Consider the following 15,466-nt stretch of genomic DNA (forward strand, 5'->3'; position numbering starts at 1 on the left):
GACGTTGTTCTTCAGCGTCTGGCGATCGATCGACTGCACGCCGAACGCCATCTGCGGCTGCTGGTCGATGAAGATCAGCTGGCTGTTGTGCGGGGTAAGTACTTCAAGCTTGGGGTTGCTCATGATGGTGATGTCCTTTGACGCGAAGAAAGATGAGGCTTGCCTGGCCGACGAATCCGCGAAGCGTCCAATGCGCCGAGTCGCAAGCGTCGGCAGCCGGCCTGCGCCATTCAATACGTGAACTTGCGGCCGCACCAGTTAATTGTTCTGATTTTCGCCACGCTCTGAATTCAGACTGAAAAGATCTGAATTTCATTGAATGCGCTGACGACGAACGCGCGGACCTGATAGGCTGGCCCAAGACTTTCGGATCGACGCCAGCCCGGTAGTTGTCCGTATCTTTAACGGCCGTCATTCCATTCCAGACCCATGAAACCGTACATTGCTTCACTTCTCGCCGGCATCCTAGCCGGCGTCGTTTATGCGCTGATCGGCGTGCAATCGCCGGCGCCGCCCGCCGTCGCCCTGGCCGGCCTGCTCGGCATTCTCGCCGGCGAGCAGATTCTTCCCGTGGTGCGTCGGATGTTCGACGGCATCCAACTGGGAACCGCGTGGCGCGACGCCAAGTGCAGCCAGCACATGTTCGGCGCGCTGCCCGGCGCACACGCCGACGCTGCCGTAAAGCGCCGCGAATCGACGCCGACGTGACGGGCCGATGTCGAGCGAACGCGGCGTCGGCCCGACCGTTGGCTCGCAGGCGTGCGTGTCCCGGCACGTCGGATGACGACCCGTTTTGAACCGTATTGGATTCAGCGTCGCTCGAGGGCGCGACATCGCCTGATGCGCTTGCCGTCGCGAAATTCGCCATGAAGCTGTCTTTCGAAGCACTCGAGGCACTGGACGCGATCGACCGCACCGGTACGTTTGCCGACGCCGCAGAGTTGGTGCACCGCATGCCGTCCGCACTGACATACGTCGTACGGAAGCTCGAGAACGATCTCGGCGTCGCGTTGTTCGATCGCAGCGGGCGTCGTGCGAAGCTCACGCACGCGGGCCGCATCGTCGTCGAGGAAGGCCGTCGTCTGCTTCGCGCTGCCGAACAGCTTGAACGGAAGGCGCAGCGCGCGCAGCAAGGTTGGGAAACCGAGATCCGCGTCTGCATCGCCGAGATACTGCCTTTCGACAAGCTGTGGCCATATGTCCACGCGTTCTACGATCTCGAAATGGATACGCGGCTGCGACTCTCCACCGAAGTGCTCGGCGGCACCTGGGACGCGCTGATTTCGCGGCGGGCCGATCTGATCGTCGGCGCGGCCGGCGAGCCGCCTGAACTGCCGGACATCGTCGCGCAGCCAATCGGCACGCTGCGGCACGTGTTCGCGGTCGCCCCCTACCCATCCGCTCGCCGCGCTGCCCGAACCGCTGTCGATGGCATCGATCGTCGAGTATCGCGGCGCGGTGATCTCCGACACGTCCCGCGAACTTCAGCCGCAGTCGGCCGCGCTTGACCCTGGCCAACGGTATCTCGCGGTGCCGACGCTCGCTGCGAAACTGGCCGCGCAATGCGAAGGGCTCGCGGTGGGTACGCTCCCGGACTGCATCGCGGCGCCCGCGATCGCGCAAGGCAGGCTCGTCGCGCGGGAAGTCGCCGGCATGCGCGACACGACCCATTGCTATATCGCGTGGCGCGCCAACGAAGCCGGGCGCGCGCTACGCTGGTGGGTCGAACGGCTCGATCACCACGACCTCGTCGACCGGTTCACCGCGCGCGTGTGACGCTGCGCTTTCTACGAACGGTCGAGCGGTCTCGCGCTTGCTCACCTGCATCAAACCGTTCCCGAAATCAGCGTCGAAAGAATGAAGAGCGGAGCGGCTTCGCCGCCCCCATTCCGCACGCAGCCGACGTCGCATGCGGAATCGGCGTTCAGCGCGACGCGGACGGCTCGCCGGTCCGGCCGGATCGCCAGGTGAGGAAGCCGAGCGCCGCGAGCGGCAGCGCCAGTGCCCAGAACCCGGCGTACAGGTAGGCGCTCGCCCCGGCGCCCGCGCCGAGCGCGAATCCGGCAACCGGCGGCAGCGTGCGTCGCAGCCGCGTGCGTGCGGCTTCCCGTTCGGCCGGCGCGGCAATCGGCACGAGCCAGTCGAATGCATCGATGACCGCCTGCGTGACGTTGCCGGTCATCACGGTGTTCGCGACGACGGTGCGCGCGGTCAGCCGGCCGTGCGCGTTCTGCACGCCCATTGCCGCCGCACCGAGCAGCCCGCAGACGATCGTCGCGGGCGCATCGGCGCTGCCGATCGGCGACGCCGCGACGCCGGCGAGCATGAATCCGGCCAGCAGGATCGTCTGCAGCGCGTACAGCGCGCGCGCCCGCGGGCCATGCCCGCGCACGCGCATCCGGTGATCGAGCAGGCGGGCGGCCACGATCCCCGCGATGAATGCCGGAAACGCGAGCCACTTGATCATGAGGCCCTGACCGACACCGGCGAGGCCAGAGCCGATCAGGATGAAGTTGCCGGTGACGTGCGCGGTAAAGAGCCCGAACAGCGCGACGAAGCCGAGCGTGTCGACATAGCCGGCGATCGATGCAAGGTACACATCCTCGCCGCGCAGGCGATCGGGGGCCGCCGCGCCCGCTGCCATTACTTGCACGGGCTGCATGTCGTGGCTTCCGCGGTTGTGTCGGCGGTGTCCGCATCGCGGACCGGTGCGGCGAGCGTGATCGCCTGCTCGTCGACGACGATGCCGAGCCGGCGCGCGAGCGCGATCAGCGGCGCCGCGAGCGATTGCACGCGCACGCGGTGATACGGGAAGCCGATTGCGATAGCGGCTCCCGGCGAGATCAGATAAGGCATGGTCCGTTCCGGTTGCGCCGCGGGCCCGGCCGACAGGATGGCGCCCGGCCCGTGCGGCGGTTCTGAAGCAAGACTAAGGGAACGCCCGCCTGAAAGTCATGGCGGCGAACTGAATTTTCCTGAAAGCGCCGCGCAACGCGCGGCTCGGCATGGCGCCCGCCTGCGTGGCCGGCCGCGCCGGGGCGCGCGTACGACATTGCGACGCCGGCCTCCGAAGCACAGCGCAACGCGGAAATCGAACGGCAGATCGACGCGTTCCTCAACGGCACGCCGGCCGCGCTGAAGCGTGTCGCGTCCGGCGCATCCGCGCCGCAAGCGACGCAGCGGCGCCACGCTCGAGCCGATTCAGAACGATTCAGCCGCGACGCGCGTCGCCTGCCCTATGCTCGGACAGCATCGGACGCGTGCGGTATCGCGCACCGCCCGCAGAACCGGGATTCCCCCATGACGACCGACACGCTTGCACTCACCCATCACACCGTTACGGCGAACGGCATCCGCCAGCACTTCATCGACGCCGGCACCGGGCCCGTCGTCGTGCTGCTGCACGGCTTCCCCGAAACCAGCTTCGCGTGGCGCTTCCAGATTCCGGCGCTCGCGCGGCACTATCGCGTGATCGCGCCCGACCTGCGCGGCTACGGCGAAACCGACAAGCCCGCGGCCGGCTACGACAAGCGCAACATGGCGCGCGATCTCGCCGCGCTGCTCGATGCGCTCGGCATCGAGCGCATCGCGCTCGTCGGGCACGATCGCGGCGCACGCGTCGCGACGCGTTTCGCGAAGGACTTCCCCGAACGCGTCGAGCGGCTCGTCGTGATGGACAACGTGCCGACGCGCATCGTCGCGCAGAACATGACCGCGCAAACGGCGCGCGCATACTGGTTTTTCCTGTTCCATCAGGTGCCCGACCTCCCGGAGGCGCTGATCGCCGGCAAGGAAGCCGAATGGCTCGGCTATTTTTTCGCGGACTGGTGCTACAACCCGCACGCCATCGCGGGCGACGCGTTCGACACCTACGTGCGCGCGTACCGGCGCCCGGGGGCCGTGCGCGGCGCGCTGGCCGACTATCGCGCGAACGCGGAAGACGTGCAGCAGGACCTCGTCGATGCCGATGTCAGGATCGCGTGCCCGACGATGGCGATCTGGGGCGAGGATTTCTACGCGGTCGGCAAGATGTTCGACATGAAGGCCGTATGGGAAAGCATGGCGACGAACCTGCGCGCCGAGCCGATCGCACAGTGCGGGCATCTGCCGCACGAGGAACAGCCCGAGCGCGTGAACGCGCTGCTGCTCGACTTCCTGCGCGGCTGGGCCGGCTGACGCAACGCCCGCCGCACGCGGCATCATCGGAGGAGCACCGGATGGAACACGGATCGGGCCGCAAGGCCGTCATCGCCGGCGGATCGGTCGGCGGGCTGTTCGCGGCGACCGCGCTGCGCGCGACCGGCTGGGATGTCCGCGTATTCGAACAATCGCCGTACGCGCTCGACAGCCGCGGCGGCGGCATCGTGCTGCAGCCGCCGATCGAGCGCGCGTTCGCGTTCGGCGGCGTAGCGCTACCGCGCGACATCGGCGTCGATTCGATCGACCGGATCTACGTCGATGCGCAGGACCGGATCGTGCAGCGCTTCGCGATGCCGCAGACGCAGACCGCGTGGAACGTGATCTATACGGCGCTCAAGCGCGCGCTGCCGGCCGGGGTCATCCAGGCCGGCGACGCGTTCGAGCGGTTCGAGCAGGACGGCGAGCGGATCGTCGCGCATTTCGCGAGCGGCCGCGCCGAAACGGCCGACCTGCTGATCGGCGCGGACGGAGGCCGCTCGACGGTACGCGCGCAGTTGCTGCCGGACGTGCGCTCGACGTATGCGGGCTATGTCGCGTGGCGCGGGCTCGTCGACGAACGCACGCTGCCCGAGCAGGTGCTGTATCTGCTGCGCGAACGCTTCACGTTCCAGCAAGGCGACCGGCACCTGTTCCTCACCTATCTGGTGCCCGGCGCCGACGGTGCGACCGAAGCGGGCAAACGGCGCGTGAACTGGGTGTGGTACCGGCGTCTGGCGGCCGACCGGCTGCCGTCGCTGTTCCTTGCGCGCGACGGCACGCAGCGCGACGGATCGCTGCCGCCCGGCGCGATGCGCGACGACAACCGCACGGAACTCGTCGACGCCGCCGACCGGATGCTCGCACCGACGCTCGCCGCGCTCGTCGATGCGACACCCGCGCCGTTCGCGCAGGCGATCCTCGATCTCGCGGTCGAGCGGATGGCTTTCGGGCGCGCGGTGCTGCTCGGCGACGCCGCATGCATCGTGCGCCCGCACACGGCGGCGGGCGTCGCGAAAGCCGCGGACGACGCGGTCGGTCTCGCCGAAGCATTGCGCGACATCGCACGCGGCGCCGCGTTCGATGTCGCGCTGGCAGGCTGGGACGCCCGTCAGCGTGCGGCCGGTGCGTTGCTGTCCGCGCGCGGGATCGCGCTCGGCGCGCGGCTGATGGGTACGGCATGAAGGTGCACCGGCCGGGTGTCGGCCGCCGCGCGGTACGGAGCGGCCTCGGGATTCAGCGCACGCAGCACGCTCGCGCGCCCGCCGTCGTCTGCGGGTAGTTGCGGCTGTCCGCGCGCGAAAGCCGGGGCCGCGGCTGCCGCAAGCCACGCGGCGATCGCCAGCCCCTTCGCTCGTGTTGACACGGCACGGCGCTTCATTGCGCGCTCGCGGTCGAGACGGACGCCGACGTCGCGGCCGTTGCCGTGTGCCGGTCGCCATGCGCGATCGCATACAGTTCGCGATTGCGCGCAATCGTCTCCGTGCTCGGTGGATAGTCCGAGTTCGACGTCGGCAGCGTACCGTCGCGCTCCGCCCGAATCAGGTCGGCGCGCACGTCGGCGCGCGTGATCGTGTCGCCGGCGGTTTGCGCGAATGCGACGAGCGGTGCGCTCAGCGCACAGGACAGCAGGACTGCACGAATAAGATTGTTCATGACGTTCACCTCCGAAAATGGCATGTTCGCGTCCGCAGATCAGGCCGGACATCCGCTCCGCATCGATGCGACGAGGAGTGATATCCATTCTGCGATTCGCGCGCTTTCCGGAAGGTGAGGCTTCGATTACGGTCTTGTCATCCGGTCGCGGCCCGGCCGCACGGCAGCGTCAGTCGACGCGCAACGGCGCCGTGTGTCGGACGGTGCCCAGAAACCGCGTCAACTCCACGGTCTGCGGCCGCTCGAAGATCTCGTCGGGCGTGCCGCTCTCCCATACACGCCCCTGGTGCATGAACACGATCCTGTCGCTCACCGCACGCGCGAAGTTCATCTCGTGCGTGACCATGATCAGCGTCATGTCCTCGCGCGCGAGCTGCTCGATGACCCCCAGCACCTCCCCGACGAGCTCGGGATCGAGCGCGGACGTGATCTCGTCGCACAGCAGCACGCTCGGCTTCATCGCGAGCGCACGCGCGATCGCGACGCGTTGCTGCTGGCCGCCCGACAGGTGTTCCGGAAACGCGTCGAACTTGTCGCCGAGGCCGACACGCTCGAGCATCAGCTCTGCGATCGCACGTGCCTGCTGACGGTGCGCCTTTTTCACCACCGACTGCGCGAGCATCACGTTCTGCCCGGCGCTCAGGTGCGGAAACAGGTTGTACTGCTGGAACACCATGCCGACCTTCAGCCGCAGCGCACGCAGGTCCGCGTGCCGTGCATCGACGCGTTCTCCGTCGACCGAAATCGTGCCTGCGTCGATACTCTCGAGCCCGTTGAGCGTGCGCAGCAGCGTGCTCTTGCCCGAGCCGCTGCGGCCGATGATCGATACGACCTGCCCGCGCTCGACGGACAGATCGATGCCCTTGAGCACATGATGGGTGCCGAAATTCTTCTCGACACCCCGGGTTTCAACGAGCGGCATGCCATCTCCTTTGCAACGTGCGCGCATAACGGGTAAGCGGATAGCAGAGCGCGAAATAGATCAGCGCGACAAGGCCATATACGACGAACGGCCGGAACGTCGCGTTCGAGATCGCGATGCCGACCTTCGTCAGCTCGGTGAAGCCGATGATCGACACCAGCGCCGTATCCTTCACGGCCTGCACGCCGAAGCCGACCGTCGGCGCGATCGCGATGCGCGCGGCCTGCGGCAGGATCACGTGACGCAACTGCTCGACGTAACCCATCGCCAGGCTCGCCGACGCCTCCCACTGCCCTTTCGGCACCGCCTCGACACAGCCGCGCCAGATTTCGGCCAGATACGCGCTGGTGAAGAACGTGAGCCCGGCCGTGGCCGCGACCCACGGCGAAACGTCGAGCCCGACGAGCGGCAGGCCGAAGAACACGATGAACAGTTGCATCAGCAACGGCGTGCCCTGGAACACTTCGATATAGAGCTTCGCGACGCCGCGCAGCACCGTCGAATTCGACACGCGCATCACGAGCAGCCCGAGGCCGACGAGGCCGCCGGATACGAACGACACGATCGACAGCACGATCGTCCAGCGCGCGGCCAGCAGCAGGTTCGCGAGAATTTGCCCAAGCGTGAAATCGATCATCGCGCACCTCGCACGCGCCGGGAGAACAGGCGGCGGCCCATCGCGCCGAGCGTGGCGCGCAGCAGCAGCGCCATCGCCAGATACGCGAACGTGATCGCGAAGTACGTCTCGAATGCGCGGAAGTTGCGCGACTGAATGTAGCCGGCCGCATAGGTCAGGTCGGCCACCGAGATCTGCGACACGACCGCCGAACCGAGCATCGTGATCACGATCTGGCTCGACAGCGCGGGAAACACCTTGGCGAGCGCCTGCGGCAGCACGACGTGGCGCAACATCTGCGCGCGCGACATCGCCAGCGCGGACGCCGCCTCCAGATGCCCTTTCGGTACGGCGGCCACGCCCGCGCGCACGATCTCGACCGAGTACGCGCCGAGATTGAGCGTCATCGCAAGGATCGCGGCCGTGTATTCGTCGATGTGCACGCCGAGCGCCGGCAAGCCGAAGAAGATGAAGAACAGCTGGACGACGAACGGCGTATTGCGAATCGCCTCGACGTACGCGCCGATCAGCGGGCGCAATCGCACGGCCGCGCGCGCGTCGGCGCTGTACGCGGCCGCGCCGAGCACGCCGATCGCCACGCCGAGCACGGTCGCGACCGCGGTCAGCGCGAGCGTGATCGCCGCGCCGCCCGCGAACACGCCGGCGTACTCGGCAAGCTCGCCGAATTGAAGCTGGTAGCTCATGGGAACGGGACAAGTTCGGGTTCGGACAACGACACGTGCCGCGCCGGGCATCCCGGCCGCGGCGCCGTGTCACGCGGCACGGCGTTTCGTCACAGTCCGGCCGGCAGCGGCTGGCCGAGCCACTTGCGCGACATTTCGCCCAGCGTGCCGTCCTGCTTCGCATGCGCGATCGCATCGTCGATCTTCGCGAGCAGGCGCGGCTCGTTCTTGTTGACGCCGACGAAGCACGGCGAATTCTTGATCACGAACTTGACCTCGGGGCGGCGCGGCGGATTCTTCGCGAGAATCGCCGCCGCGACGATGTTGCCGGCCGCGATCAGTTGGACTTGCCCCGACAGGAACGCCTGGATCGTCGCGTTGTTGTCCTCGAAGCGCTTGATCGTCGCGCTCGGCGCGAGTTGCGACAGCGCAATCTCCTCGAGCGCGCCGCGTGTGGCGCCGACCGTCTTGCCGGTGAGGTCGGCGGGCGCGCTCACCTTCACGTCGGAAGGCCCGAACACGCCCTGGAAATACGGTGCGTAAGCGCTCGAGAAATCGATGACCTTCTCGCGCTCCGGCGTCTTGCCGAGCGACGAGATCACCATGTCGACCTTGTTGGTCGTCAGGTACGGAATCCGGTTCGCGCTGTTCACGGGCACCAGCTTCAGCTTGACGCCGAGCGCCTTGGCGAGGAGTCCTGCCATGTCGATGTCGTAGCCCTGCGGCTGCATGTCCGTGCCGACCGAGCCGAACGGCGGATAGTCCTCGGGCACCGCGACGCGCAGCGTGCCGTTTTTCGCGATGGTGTCGAGCGCATCGGCATGGGCCGGCGCGGCGGCGAACAGCGCGATCACGGGGGCGGCGATCAGTACAGCCAGCCAGGTGCGTCGGGGGAACGGTCGGGTCGTCGGGCTCACGGTGAATCTTCCTTGTCTGGTATGTCGTCGGGCAGCGCGCAACGATTGCGCGGCCGAACCACTCCAGCAAAAACCAGGCCATTGCCGCAAAACGCCGGCCGCACCGGCGCGAGACGGAAATTTCGGCGAACCTTTCGGTGTACCGCATTCCTCATTTCGGTGCATGAGCCGGCACCTTCGGCAACGGTTGCCCTCCCAGTGCGCGCCGGCGCACCAAATTACCCAATTGGTTCACCCGCCGCCGAGGCCCCTATGCACGGATTCGAACAGACGCAGTCCAATTTTGCATGCCGTTTGTGACGGGAATTACGGCTGACTACGTTCGCGACGTACCGTGCCTTTCGCCACACCCGGCGAATCGCGAACAGGACGGGTGCGCTTGCTTGCGCGCGCGGGTCCGCCGGTACCGGTGGTCCCGATCGTCCCGCGATCGGGATGATTCCAATCCCATCCGTGCGCGAGGATACCGTCATGGCATCGATTCCCGAACCGTCGACAACCGGCGAAACCGACAAACGCAGCTGGCTCGAATCGCACGAAGCCGGCTATCACAAGACCCTCGGCAATCGACAGGTGCAGATGATCGCGATCGGCGGGGCCATCGGCACCGGGCTCTTTCTCGGCGCCGGCGGCCGGCTGCAGGCCGCCGGCCCGTCGCTCGCGATCGTCTATCTCGTATGCGGCGCGTTTTCGTTCCTGATCCTGCGTGCGCTTGGCGAGCTCGTGATGCATCGCCCCAGCAGCGGCAGCTTCGTGTCGTACGCGCGCGAATTCCTCGGCGAGAAGGCATCGTTCGTCGCGGGCTGGATGTACTTCCTGAACTGGGCGATGACCGGCATCGTCGACATCACCGCCGTCGCGCTCTACATGCATTACTGGGCGCCGTTCGCGGCCGTGCCGCAGTGGATCTTCGCGCTCGTCGCGCTCTGCATCGTCGCGACGATGAACCTGATCGGCGTGAAGTGGTTCGCGGAGATGGAGTTCTGGTTCGCGCTGGTCAAGGTCGCCGCGATCGTGCTGTTTCTCGTGATCGGCGCGGCGATCCTCGGCACGGGCATGCCGGTGGCCGGCCATGGCACCGGCATGCATCTGATCACCGACAACGGCGGGTTCTTTCCGCACGGACTGATGCCGGCGCTGGTGCTGGTGCAAGGCGTGGTGTTCGCATTCGCCGGCGTCGAACTGGTGGGCACGGCCGCCGGCGAATGCAAGGACGCGCGCAAGGTGCTGCCGCGCGCGATCAACAACGTGATCTGGCGCATCGCGATCTTCTACGTCGCATCGGTCGTGCTGCTGGTCTGCCTGCTGCCGTGGAGCGCGTACAAGGCGGGCCAGAGCCCGTTCGTCACGTTCTTCGGCGCGCTCGGCGTGCCGGGCATCGGCTCGGTGATGAACCTTGTGGTGCTGACGGCCGCGCTGTCGAGCCTGAACTCCGGCCTGTATTCGACGGGGCGCGTGCTGCGCGCGCTGTCGATGGGCGGCTCGGCCCCCGCGTTCCTCGCGCGGATGAGCGCGCAATCCGTCCCGTACGCGGGCATTCTGGTGACGGTCGCGATCTATGTGGTCGGCGTGCTGCTCAACTATCTCGTGCCGTCGAGCGTGTTCGAGATCGTGCTGAACATCGCATCGCTCGGCATCGTCAGCACATGGGGCTTCATCGTCGTGTGCCAGATGAGGTTCCGCGCCGCGGTCCGGCGCGGCGAGGCGGACGACGTCTCGTTCAGGATGCCGGGCGCGCCCGTGACATCGTGGCTCACGCTGCTGTTCCTGCTCGGCGTGCTGGTGCTGATGGCCTTCGACTACCCGAACGGGACATGGACGATTGCATCGATCCCGCTGGTCGCGCTGCTGCTCGTGGCCGGCTGGAAGTGGTTGAGCCGCCGCGCGCGCCGTGCGTTGCTCAAGCCGACGATTCCGTCGGTCGCCCTCACGCAGAACGTGCTCGAGAAGGGCGAGCACTGAATCGCGACGGCATGCGTGCCATTGACCGATCCGCCGCCGGCACCGCGGGCGGCGGTCGATCGCCGCGTTCAGTGATGCTCGTACAACTGCTGCGCGTCGAGCGACGCGAACGATGAGGTCGCAGGCTTTGCAGCGTCGGTCGGCCGTGCAGCGGCCGATTGCGCTTGCTGCGCGGCGACCTTCGCCTCGGCGGCCTGAATGTCTTCCGGATAGTAAGGATCGCTGCCGATCGGCCGGTAACCGGCCTTTTCGACGCGGACGAGATCGGCGCGCACGTCGGCACGCGTGAGCTCATGGTCGGTGGTTTGCGCAAAGGCGACGATCGGTGCGCTCAGCGCACAGGAAAGCAGGACTGCACGAATCAGGTTGGTCATGATGTTCACCTCACAAGATGGCATGTTTGCGTCCGCAGATCAGGCCGGACATCCGCTCCGCATCGATGCGATGAGGAGTTGTGTCCATTCTGCGATTCGCGCGCTTTCCTGAAGGTGAGGCTTCGATTACGGATTTGTTATCTGGTCGCCCGCGCCTGTCACAGGTGCGTCGAGCGGTCGTACTTCCGGGATCATCGCGGCCTGGCCGTGCACGGTTCCGTCTGCGTCCATGAGCTGCCACACGGTCGCGCGCTCGATCCAGAACCGCTTGCCGGACTTCGTCACCCGCACGCCGCGGTATTCGGACACGAAGCCGTCGCGCATCACCTTGTCGAGAAACACCTGACGCTCGTGTCGCTCCATCGGCTCCGCCGACAGACGGGACGGCAATGCCGTCAGTTCATCCCAGTCGTATTCGAAAATCGCCTGCGCGCGCCGGTTGCCGTACATGAAGACCGGATCGGCCGACGTGTCGTGCGCAAGCACACCGAAGGGCGCCGTACGGTACAGCCACGCGGCGCCGTCGGATGAGCTCATACCGTCGGGCACAAGCGGACGGTTCACGAGCCGGCGATACGAATCGGCAAGTAGGAGGAAGAAGTTTGCATCGGTGCGCAACGACATCGGTCTAGCTCCTGAAATGGGCGAGATACGCGAATGAGCGAAGGTTTTGCCGCCGGACATTATATGGATGAAGCGGCGCACCGCCGTCGGCGGCGACGATTCGGCCAGCCCGCCTCGCGCTGGGCGCCCCGCCGCACGGCCGCTGCCGCCGCGCCGGCGCAGATAACGGTTTCGTAATCTTCGGGTCAGGGTCGGGTCAACGCCGCGCCGGCAGACTGCACGCTCGTCGCATCGAATGCGCATCCGAGCCCTGCTTCGAGGAGCATCATCATGTGGATCGTCCGGCTGGCGTTACGCAGGCCTTACACGTTCGTCGTACTCGCGCTGCTGATCTTCATCGCGGGACCGCTCGCGCTGCTGCGCACGCCGACCGACATTTTCCCGAGCATCGACATTCCGGTCGTCAGCATCGTCTGGTCGTACAACGGCTTCTCCGCGGAGGACATGGCCAAGCGGATCACGTCGAACTACGAACGCGCGCTCACGTCCGACGTCGACGACATCGAGCACATCGAATCGCAGTCGCTGAACGGCGTGTCGGTCGTGAAGATCTTCTTCCACCCGGGCGCCGACATCAATCGCGCGATCGCGGAAGCCGCGAGCAACGCCGCGTCGATCCTGCGCATCCTGCCGCCCGGCACGCTGCCGCCGAACATCATCACGTACAACGCGTCGACGGTGCCGATCCTGCAGCTCGGGCTGTCGAGCGACACGCTCGCCGAGCAGCAGCTGTACGATCTCGGCAACAGCTTCATCCGCACCCAGCTCGCGACCGTCCAGGGCGCGGCCGTGCCGCTGCCGTTCGGCGGCAAGATCCGCCAGATCGTCGTCGACCTCGATACGCGCGCGCTGCAGGCGAAAGGGCTCGCACCGATCGACGTCGTCAACGCGATCAATGCGCAGAACCTGATCCTGCCGGGCGGCACCGCGAAAATCGGCACGCACGAATACAACGTGCAGATGAACGGCAGCACGCAGACGGTCGCCGCGCTGAACGACCTGCCGGTGAAGACGATCGGCGGCAATGTCGTGTACGTGCGCGACGTCGCGCACGTTCGCGACGGCTACGCGCCGCAGACCAACATCGTGCGGGCGGACGGCAAGCGCGCGGCGCTGCTGACGGTCGAGAAAACCGGCAGCGCGTCAACGTTGACGATCATCGACCAGGTGAAGGCGATGCTGCCGAAGATCGCGGCCGGGCTGCCGAAGGCGCTGCAGATTGCGCCGCTCGACGATCAGTCCGTGTTCGTGAAGGCGGCGGTCCAGGGCGTCGTGCGCGAAGCGCTGATCGCCGCCTGCCTGACCGCGCTGATGATCCTGCTGTTTCTCGGCAGCTGGCGCGCGACGCTGATCATCGCGGTCACGATCCCGCTCGCGGTGCTCACGTCGCTGCTCGCGCTGTCCGCGCTCGGCCAGACCATCAACATCATGACGCTCGGCGGGCTCGCGCTCGCGGTCGGGATCCTCGTCGACGACGCGACCGTCGCGATCGAGAACATCACGCATCATCTCGAGCTCGGCGCGCCGCTCGAGGACGCGATCCCGACCGGTGCGGGCGAGATCGCGGTGCCGACCTTCGTGTCGACGCTGTCGATCTGCATCGTGTTCGTGCCGATGTTCCTGCTGACGGGCGTCGCGCGCTATCTGTTCGTGCCGCTGGCCGAGGCCGTGATCTTCGCGATGATCGCGTCGTACTTCTTCTCACGCACGCTGGTGCCGACGCTCGCGATGGCGCTGATGCGCGCCAAGGGGAGCGGCCGGCCGCCGCGTGGCGCCTTCGCACGCATCGCGCGTTTCCAGGCGGCGTTCGAGCATCGCTTCGAGGCCGTGCGGCTGCGCTATCGCGCATTGTTGTCCGCGGCGATCGCGCGGCGCCGCCGCTTCGCGGCCGCGCTCCTGCTCGCATGCGTCGCATCGACGGGCCTCTACGCGTTCGCCGGGCAGGACTTCTTCCCGTCGGTCGACACCGGCGAGATCCGCCTGCATCTGCGCGCGCCGACCGGCACGCGGATCGAGGAAACCGCTCGGCTGACCGACGAAGTCGAAGCGAAGATCCGCGGCGTGATTCCGGCGAACCAGCTCGCCGGCGTGCTCGACAACATCGGCGTGCCGGTCAGCGGGATCAACCTCACGTACGATTCGTCGGACCCGATCGGCACCGAGGACGCCGACGTGCTCGTCACGCTGAAGCCGAATCACGCGTCGACCGCCGCCTACGTCGCGACGCTGCGCAACGTGCTCGCGCAGTCGTTCCCCGGCGTGACGTTCGCGTTCCTGCCGGCCGACATCGTCAGCCAGATCCTCAATTTCGGGTTGCCGGCGCCGATCGACATCCAGATCGTCGGCAACAAGCTCGACCAGAACCGCGCGGTCGCGAATGCATTGCTCGCGAAACTGCGCGGCGTGCGCGGGCTCGTCGACGCACGCATCCAGCAGCCCGGCGACGAACCGGCGATCGACGTGAACGTGGACCGCACGAAGGCGATCCAGGCGGGCCTGCAGCAGCGCGACGTCGCGCAGAACCTGTTGATCGCGCTGTCCGGCAGCTCGCAGACGACGCCGAACTTCTGGCTCGATCCGCGCAACGGCGTCAGCTACCCGGTGCTCGTGCAGACGCCGCAATACACGGTGAATTCGCTGCAGTCGCTCGCGAACGTGCCGCTGCCCGCCGGCACCGCGAGCACGCCGCAGACGCCGGCCGGCGTCCCGGCCGCGGGCGCGTCCGCGCAGAACCTGCTCGGCGCGCTCGGCACGTTCTCGCGCTCGACCCAGCAGGCCGTGGTGTCGCACTACAACGTGCAGCCGGTGCTCGACATCTTCGCGGCGGTGCAAGGGCGCGATCTCGGCGGCGTCACGGCCGACGTGACGAAGCTCGTCGACGCCGCGCGCGCGCAACTGCCGCCCGGCTCGTCGATCGTGCTGCGCGGCCAGGTGCAGGCGATGCACGAGTCGTTCTCGGGCCTGCTCGGCGGCCTCGCGCTCGCGATCTCGCTGGTCTACCTGCTGATGGTCGTGAACTTCCAGTCGTGGCTCGATCCGCTCGTGATCGTCGGCGGGCTGCCGGCGTCGCTCGCCGGCATCGCGTGGATGCTGTTCGTCACGGGCACCACGCTGTCGGTGCCCGCGCTGACCGGCACGATCCTGTGTATCGGCATCGCGACCGCGAACAGCATTCTCGTCGTGAACGCGGCGCGTGAGCTGCTCGCGGCCGGCGCGCCGCCGTGGCAGGCCGCGCTCGACGCAGGCTTCAGCCGCTTCCGGCCCGTCGTGATGACCGCGCTCGCGATGCTGATCGGCATGCTGCCGATGGCGCTCGGCCTCGGCGACGGCGGCGAGCAGAACGCGCCGCTCGGCCGCGCGGTGATCGGCGGCCTCGCGTTCGGCACGTGCTCGACGCTGCTGTTCGTGCCGGTGCTGTTCGGCTTCGTTCACGCGTGGCTCGCGCGGCGTCGCGACGCCGCGGCCGCGCGGCGTGTGCAGCGCGCGCCCGACACGCCAGTGCTGCGTTGAGTGCAGACGGCCGCCCCTTCTCATCC

The 15,466-nt window shown here is 67.4% G+C and carries 14 protein-coding genes and 2 pseudogenes; 6 read left to right on the plus strand and 10 right to left on the minus strand.

The window, feature by feature from the left end; translation table 11 throughout:
- A pseudogene (locus WS61_RS06855) lies at nt 1–123 on the minus strand (hydrolase); the annotation flags it as partial.
- Nucleotides 124–429: 306 nt separating this feature from the next.
- Here WS61_RS06855 and WS61_RS06860 point away from each other — a divergent pair.
- A complete protein-coding gene (locus WS61_RS06860; protein ID WP_059499784.1) occupies nt 430–708 on the plus strand; it encodes a XapX domain-containing protein in 279 nt (92 codons plus the stop codon).
- A 158-nt stretch (nt 709–866) separates the two neighbouring features.
- Nucleotides 867–1,776: pseudogene (locus tag WS61_RS06865) on the plus strand (LysR family transcriptional regulator).
- Nucleotides 1,777–1,924: 148 nt separating this feature from the next.
- On the opposite strand, the gene WS61_RS06870 reads toward WS61_RS06865, so the two are convergent.
- Complete coding sequence (locus WS61_RS06870; RefSeq protein ID WP_059499785.1) at nt 1,925–2,662, minus strand: YoaK family protein; 738 nt, start codon at nt 2,660–2,662, stop codon at nt 1,925–1,927.
- A complete protein-coding gene (locus WS61_RS06875) occupies nt 2,644–2,856 on the minus strand; it encodes a DUF1427 family protein (RefSeq protein WP_059499786.1) in 213 nt (70 codons plus the stop codon). The genes WS61_RS06870 and WS61_RS06875 overlap by 19 nt, the downstream gene beginning before the upstream one ends.
- 444 nt (nt 2,857–3,300) lie before the next feature.
- Between WS61_RS06875 and WS61_RS06880 the strand changes: the two genes are divergently transcribed.
- Together WS61_RS06880 and WS61_RS06885 are read left to right on the plus strand one after the other, a co-directional pair.
- On the plus strand, nt 3,301–4,176 hold the full coding sequence (locus WS61_RS06880) for an alpha/beta fold hydrolase (protein ID WP_059499787.1): 876 nt from the start codon (nt 3,301–3,303) through the stop codon (nt 4,174–4,176).
- Nucleotides 4,177–4,217: 41 nt separating this feature from the next.
- Nucleotides 4,218–5,360, plus strand: a complete 1,143-nt coding sequence (locus tag WS61_RS06885) for an FAD binding domain-containing protein (protein WP_059499788.1) — start codon at nt 4,218–4,220, stop codon at nt 5,358–5,360.
- 193 nt (nt 5,361–5,553) lie between these two features.
- Here the strand turns inward: WS61_RS06885 and WS61_RS06890 are convergent, their stop codons facing one another.
- From WS61_RS06890 to WS61_RS06910, 5 genes are all read right to left on the minus strand, one after another.
- The gene (locus tag WS61_RS06890; protein ID WP_059499789.1) at nt 5,554–5,832 is read right to left on the minus strand and encodes a DUF4148 domain-containing protein; all 279 of its coding nucleotides are present in this window, start codon (nt 5,830–5,832) and stop codon (nt 5,554–5,556) included.
- A gap of 169 nt (nt 5,833–6,001) precedes the next feature.
- A complete protein-coding gene (locus WS61_RS06895) occupies nt 6,002–6,754 on the minus strand; it encodes an amino acid ABC transporter ATP-binding protein (protein ID WP_059499790.1) in 753 nt (250 codons plus the stop codon).
- Complete coding sequence (locus tag WS61_RS06900) at nt 6,741–7,391, minus strand: amino acid ABC transporter permease (RefSeq protein ID WP_059499791.1); 651 nt, start codon at nt 7,389–7,391, stop codon at nt 6,741–6,743. Before WS61_RS06900 ends, WS61_RS06895 begins: the two co-directional genes overlap by 14 nt.
- On the minus strand, nt 7,388–8,074 hold the full coding sequence (locus WS61_RS06905; RefSeq protein WP_059499792.1) for an amino acid ABC transporter permease: 687 nt from the start codon (nt 8,072–8,074) through the stop codon (nt 7,388–7,390). The genes WS61_RS06900 and WS61_RS06905 overlap by 4 nt, the downstream gene beginning before the upstream one ends.
- An 89-nt stretch (nt 8,075–8,163) precedes the next feature.
- Nucleotides 8,164–8,970, minus strand: coding sequence for a transporter substrate-binding domain-containing protein (locus WS61_RS06910; protein ID WP_059499793.1), 807 nt, complete (start codon nt 8,968–8,970; stop codon nt 8,164–8,166).
- A 471-nt stretch (nt 8,971–9,441) separates the two neighbouring features.
- Between WS61_RS06910 and ansP the strand changes: the two genes are divergently transcribed.
- Nucleotides 9,442–10,932 carry an L-asparagine permease gene (gene ansP / locus WS61_RS06915; RefSeq protein ID WP_059499794.1) on the plus strand — a complete coding sequence of 497 codons (1,491 nt, stop codon included), beginning with the start codon at nt 9,442–9,444 and terminating at the stop codon, nt 10,930–10,932.
- A 68-nt stretch (nt 10,933–11,000) separates the two neighbouring features.
- Here the strand turns inward: ansP and WS61_RS06920 are convergent, their stop codons facing one another.
- Both WS61_RS06920 and WS61_RS06925 read right to left on the minus strand, forming a co-directional pair.
- Nucleotides 11,001–11,306 (minus strand): DUF4148 domain-containing protein, encoded by a 306-nt coding sequence (locus WS61_RS06920; protein ID WP_059499808.1) that lies wholly within the window; start codon nt 11,304–11,306, stop codon nt 11,001–11,003.
- Nucleotides 11,307–11,432: 126 nt separating this feature from the next.
- Nucleotides 11,433–11,930: an MEKHLA domain-containing protein gene (locus WS61_RS06925; RefSeq protein ID WP_059499795.1), complete on the minus strand. Its 498-nt coding sequence runs from the start codon at nt 11,928–11,930 to the stop codon at nt 11,433–11,435.
- Nucleotides 11,931–12,200: 270 nt separating this feature from the next.
- Here WS61_RS06925 and WS61_RS06930 point away from each other — a divergent pair, with 270 nt between their 5' ends.
- Nucleotides 12,201–15,440, plus strand: a complete 3,240-nt coding sequence (locus WS61_RS06930) for an efflux RND transporter permease subunit (RefSeq protein ID WP_059499796.1) — start codon at nt 12,201–12,203, stop codon at nt 15,438–15,440.
- The last annotated feature ends 26 nt before the right edge of the window (nt 15,441–15,466 follow it).

This window comes from Burkholderia sp. ABCPW 11 (assembly GCF_001523445.1).
Taxonomy (GTDB): domain Bacteria; phylum Pseudomonadota; class Gammaproteobacteria; order Burkholderiales; family Burkholderiaceae; genus Burkholderia.

Bases quoted from the DNA above. Each gene is read 5' to 3' on its own strand.
- WS61_RS06925 (WP_059499795.1), bottom strand. From the start codon at position 11,930: ATGTCGTTGCGCACCGATGCAAACTTCTTCCTCCTACTTGCCGATTCG.
- WS61_RS06900 (WP_059499791.1), bottom strand. From the start codon at position 7,391: ATGATCGATTTCACGCTTGGGCAAATTCTCGCGAACCTGCTGCTGGCC.
- WS61_RS06920 (WP_059499808.1), bottom strand. From the start codon at position 11,306: ATGACCAACCTGATTCGTGCAGTCCTGCTTTCCTGTGCGCTGAGCGCA.
- WS61_RS06880 (WP_059499787.1), top strand. From the start codon at position 3,301: ATGACGACCGACACGCTTGCACTCACCCATCACACCGTTACGGCGAAC.
- WS61_RS06875 (WP_059499786.1), bottom strand. From the start codon at position 2,856: ATGCCTTATCTGATCTCGCCGGGAGCCGCTATCGCAATCGGCTTCCCG.
- WS61_RS06895 (WP_059499790.1), bottom strand. From the start codon at position 6,754: ATGCCGCTCGTTGAAACCCGGGGTGTCGAGAAGAATTTCGGCACCCAT.
- ansP (WP_059499794.1), top strand. From the start codon at position 9,442: ATGGCATCGATTCCCGAACCGTCGACAACCGGCGAAACCGACAAACGC.
- WS61_RS06930 (WP_059499796.1), top strand. From the start codon at position 12,201: ATGTGGATCGTCCGGCTGGCGTTACGCAGGCCTTACACGTTCGTCGTA.
- WS61_RS06905 (WP_059499792.1), bottom strand. From the start codon at position 8,074: ATGAGCTACCAGCTTCAATTCGGCGAGCTTGCCGAGTACGCCGGCGTG.
- WS61_RS06860 (WP_059499784.1), top strand. From the start codon at position 430: ATGAAACCGTACATTGCTTCACTTCTCGCCGGCATCCTAGCCGGCGTC.
- WS61_RS06885 (WP_059499788.1), top strand. From the start codon at position 4,218: ATGGAACACGGATCGGGCCGCAAGGCCGTCATCGCCGGCGGATCGGTC.
- WS61_RS06870 (WP_059499785.1), bottom strand. From the start codon at position 2,662: ATGCAGCCCGTGCAAGTAATGGCAGCGGGCGCGGCGGCCCCCGATCGC.
- WS61_RS06890 (WP_059499789.1), bottom strand. From the start codon at position 5,832: ATGAACAATCTTATTCGTGCAGTCCTGCTGTCCTGTGCGCTGAGCGCA.